A 3,868-nucleotide genomic window follows, 5' to 3' on the forward strand; every position below is an offset into this window, starting at 1 on the left:
ACGCAGCAGTGAAGTGCCCACTCCACGCCGCCGGAAAGCTTCATGGCCACGACTCTATCCACGCCCCTGTGTCGGTGTTGTGGGGTGGTACTGCGTCATCGTGTCAGGCGTGTTCGCGCAACCACTCGTCCAGCGTGGTCGGTGCGATCCAGGCATTGGCGCCGGGTGTCGGAGTGATCGCAGCGTTATCGAGCTCGGCGCCGAAATAGCCGGCGTCGGGGTCGGTGGTCACGGTCCGCTGGTCGCCGGTCGAGGCGAACAGCCGTCGAACGAGGGCATCGGTGCCGAGCGGTTCCGGCCCGGCAATCTCGACCGTGCCGCCGAGCGGGGCGCCGACGGCGACCTCGGCTACCCGGGTGACGACGTCGTGCGAGGCGATCGGCTGAAGGTGTGCCGGGGTCGCGTGGACGGTGTCGCCGACAGTGCCTGCGTCGGCGATGCCGGCGATGAACTCGAAGAACTGCGTCGATCGCACGATCGAGTAGGGGATGGGGCCGGACTTGACCAGATCCTCCTGGGCGACTTTGGCGCGCATGTATCCGGAGTCGGGGAGCCGGTCGGCGCCGACGATGGACAGGACGACATGGTGCCGGACGCCTGCCGCCTCTTCGGCGGCGAGCAGGTGGTTCGTCGATTCGCGGAAGAAGGCCAGGACGTCGTCGTCTTTCCATGACGGCGAGTTGGTCAGGTCCACGACGACGTCGGCGCCCTCCACAGCCTCCGCGACGCCCTTGCCGGTGGTGGTGTCGATGCCGTCGCCGCGACCGAGTGCAGCGACGTCGTGACCGGTCGCGGTCAGCTTCGATGCGACCTGGCTCCCGATGAGTCCGGTTCCGAAAATGACGATCTTCATACCCGTCTCCTAACGTGGATTTATATTGTCCTAGTTTACTCGGATGGTAGGTGTCCGAGTCAAGGGTTGTGTACATTCCGTGCGCCGGGCCGGGCTGGGCTTCCTCGTCCTTCGTGGCAGAGCTATGCATGCAGCGACGGCGAGAATCAAATCTGTTCTGGTGCAAGGACTATGTCGAACCGGCATCGAGGCCAATGCCGGTCGCCGATGCGGCACCCATCGGGGGTGGGTGTCCCTGGGGGTTGCTCCACGAAGTCCTTGACAAAAGCGAGTCCTTCACACCGAACACGCTGTCCCCGCATTCGAATTGCGGGTCACCCAACCGCCCGCAGAGGTCGCAAAGCTCTAGCGCTCCGCGATGTCGGCACAACGATATCGCAGCCGGCGCGGACCCTCGCACACCGGAGAAGATCGCCGCCGGTCTCGCAGGGCTCGTCGCAGCATTTCCCGACGCGCAATGGAACCTCGATGACACGCTCATCGATGGCAACGGTGCGGCGGTGACCCACGCACTGTCCGGTCACTCGAATAGCCGCCTGGGCCCGTACGAGCCGAAAGGGCAGAGTGTGCACCTGGCCGGAGTGCAGATGCTGGAAGTGAAAGGCAACCACATCATTACCAGCACCGACTATTGGGACGGCGGTGCCCTTCAGTGCCAGCTGAGCACGGCATGAATCTTCAATGCGACTTCAGCCCTTCCTCTTTCGGACGATCTCCGTCGACTCCTGGGCCTTCGCCCGCTTCTCCGCCCGGCGCTCCTCGAGTGTGCGTGCGGACTGTTTCGAACTCTTGACGGCGGATTTGTCAGCCATTGTCGCTCCATCTTCGAGAGTGGCAACCACGAACTGATCCCGACCATACCCAGGTAAGTAGATAAGTCCACTTCGGTATCCGACTCGAACGTGGTGCCGAGCTGGAAGCATCCTTCCGTGAGATCCCAAGAACCGCAGGAACGCTCACGAACTTGCTTATTCCTGGGCGGTGGCTATGGTGCATGCAGGCATCAACGGCATCTACCGGAGGACTGAAATGTGAATGCAGCTACCGATCGTCAATGGGCGGTTCGTGACGCTGTTCTGCGTTGGCTTCTCGCGAAGACCACGGAAGGGTACCGAAGTCCGATTCTGGACGCGGATGCCATCGGTGAGACCGTTGGCTGGGCACCCGCGCCCCTGACTCGGGACGAAGTGGCCGATGCGTCGAATTACCTCTACCGGGAAGGGTATGCGACAGGGGTGCCGGTGACGGGTATCGGCATTCCGCGCCCGATGTTGACGGTGGCCGGGCGGCGCGTCGCCAAGACGGAAAGGCCGTTGCGCCGGGCGATGCGCGGTCACGACGTCGTGAGCTAGCGGCATCTCGCTCCGTCCGTCGACGCACCAGCTGTTGCGTCACCTGTGCAGACGAGAGCGAGGCGGTATGGGTGCACGAGACTGCCGTCGCCCGTAGCGTCTACATAGATCTCATACTTCCTACCACTGGCGTGGCTGGTGTTAGAGATGTATGTACTTCACGGCTACCCGTAACACGCTGCGGTGTTGCGGGTTTTACCGTGTCCCACACCGACGCTTGTGGCGCAGGAACAATCCTGGTCTGGTTCACCCCCACCCGGGGTGTCGCGGCGGGAGCACTACGACGGACACGGCGATGCCGCGGCCTGCTCGGAGTGGGACTCTTCTTGTCGCGGCATTGGCGCACCGGCGCATGCTCGATCACCCGGATCCGCGGATTCTCCCCGCGCTTGCGAACGGATTGTCCGCGTCCCAGCAATGCCCGCTTGGCCAGGTTCACGCCCGCGACATGGTCACGATGTCCGCCGACTTTGCACCGCGCACACCAGGCCCGATGGTAACCACCCGGCCGGATGAGAGGTTCGTTGCAGCCCGGACACAACGCCGAGGATCCTCGTGCTGGTACGGACACCACCGTCACACCGACACCGGCGGCGGTGTGGGTGAGAGCGTCGACGGCTTTGCGGCGGGCTGATTGCGCGGCCCGGWTATTGTTGACCCGCCCATGCCCGCGGGTTTCGAGAGTGGTGAGGTCTTCCACCGCGATCACGCTCGCGCCCGCTGCGGCAGCGAAGTCGGTAAGCTGGCGGCCGAAGTGAAACGCCAATTCCCGGTTGATCATCCCCCGCTTGGCACCCACTGCCTCGCGGTATCCATCGAGGACGGCGATCTTCGCCTCCAGCTGGGCGCGGACCTCGGGGGGTGCGGTCGCGGCGAGCCGGCGCAGGCGAGCCGCTTTGCGGTGCAGCAGCTGCCCTTCGGCCTGCAGTCGGGCCAGCTTGATCCCGAGGCCTCGGTCGTCGTACGTGAAACCCCGATAGTCCGAGACCAGACCATCCGGGGTTTCGGTGGCAACGGCGGCCACCCCGAGTGTGGACGGAGACCAGTCCACGCCCACCACGGTAGTTCCCGATGTCACATCAGCGGCTGGGACCGCTTCGGTGGCAGCGCACCGCAACAGCAGACCACGGTGGTCGACATCGAGGGTCGGTAAATGCCACTCGCGGATCGGCCGCCCGTGCAGGTGCCGTGGGATCGCGGCGGCCAGCCGGACTCGTCGCCACTGCGCGCGTCCTGTCGGGGCGACGGTGGTGGGTAGTGTGACCGTCAGCGTCATGGCGGCGTCGGTGACGGTGATGTGTGCGAGTTGTCGATCCGCTGCCGAAAGCCGAGCCATCGCCGAGGTTCGGGGTGGCGTCTGCACGTCGGTGATCCGCACCCGCGCGGACTGCGCTGCACCCGAGTCCGCGCCGTCGATCTGGCGGGTGCGGGCGAGCAATTGCCGACGGACTCCCCGCGCGAAACCCGACGGCACATACTCCGCAGCACCACTCGGTGCGCTCAGACGGCCGGTTTCCGAATCGAATCGGGCCGACAGCGACGCGATGGCGGTATCCCGGTAGGTCAGGGTCCGCAGCGTCGCCACAGCTTGCGCGGTGACCACGCGCGTGACTCGTGAGGGCGCGTAGACACCGTCCGGGTAGCGCGGGGTCCAGCCCAGACG

5 protein-coding genes and 1 pseudogene are annotated in these 3,868 nt (G+C 65.2%); 2 read left to right on the forward strand and 4 right to left on the reverse strand.

The window, feature by feature from the left end:
• Window positions 1-103 precede the first annotated feature (103 nt).
• Together AC1D1G_RS42785 and AC1D1G_RS42790 are read right to left on the reverse strand one after the other, a co-directional pair.
• Complete coding sequence (locus AC1D1G_RS42785) at window positions 104-853, reverse strand: SDR family oxidoreductase (RefSeq protein WP_477956660.1); 750 nt, start codon at window positions 851-853, stop codon at window positions 104-106.
• Window positions 854-999: 146 nt separating this feature from the next.
• Window positions 1,000-1,172: pseudogene (locus AC1D1G_RS42790) on the reverse strand (hydroxyquinol 1,2-dioxygenase); the annotation flags it as partial.
• A 55-nt stretch (window positions 1,173-1,227) separates the two neighbouring features.
• Here AC1D1G_RS42790 and AC1D1G_RS42795 point away from each other — a divergent pair.
• The gene (locus AC1D1G_RS42795) at window positions 1,228-1,527 is read left to right on the forward strand and encodes an ester cyclase (RefSeq protein WP_477956662.1); all 300 of its coding nucleotides are present in this window, start codon (window positions 1,228-1,230) and stop codon (window positions 1,525-1,527) included.
• Window positions 1,528-1,542: 15 nt separating this feature from the next.
• Here the strand turns inward: AC1D1G_RS42795 and AC1D1G_RS42800 are convergent, their stop codons facing one another.
• Window positions 1,543-1,665, reverse strand: a complete 123-nt coding sequence (locus AC1D1G_RS42800) for a hypothetical protein (RefSeq protein ID WP_283332504.1) — start codon at window positions 1,663-1,665, stop codon at window positions 1,543-1,545.
• Window positions 1,666-1,884: 219 nt separating this feature from the next.
• On the opposite strand from AC1D1G_RS42800, the gene AC1D1G_RS42805 reads away from it, so the two are divergent.
• Window positions 1,885-2,205 carry a serine recombinase gene (locus AC1D1G_RS42805; RefSeq protein WP_283332503.1) on the forward strand — a complete coding sequence of 107 codons (321 nt, stop codon included), beginning with the start codon at window positions 1,885-1,887 and terminating at the stop codon, window positions 2,203-2,205.
• Window positions 2,206-2,305: 100 nt separating this feature from the next.
• Here AC1D1G_RS42805 and AC1D1G_RS42810 read toward each other — a convergent pair.
• Window positions 2,306-3,868: zinc ribbon domain-containing protein (locus tag AC1D1G_RS42810; protein WP_477956661.1), on the reverse strand; the 1,563-nt coding region annotated here is incomplete at its 5' end.

Source organism: Rhodococcus sp. P3_B8 (genome assembly GCF_056402775.1).

Excerpts from the sequence above, each read along its gene's own strand:
- AC1D1G_RS42785 (WP_477956660.1), bottom strand. The coding sequence starts at position 853 with ATGAAGATCGTCATTTTCGGAACCGGACTCATCGGGAGCCAGGTCGCA.
- AC1D1G_RS42800 (WP_283332504.1), bottom strand. The coding sequence starts at position 1,665 with ATGGCTGACAAATCCGCCGTCAAGAGTTCGAAACAGTCCGCACGCACA.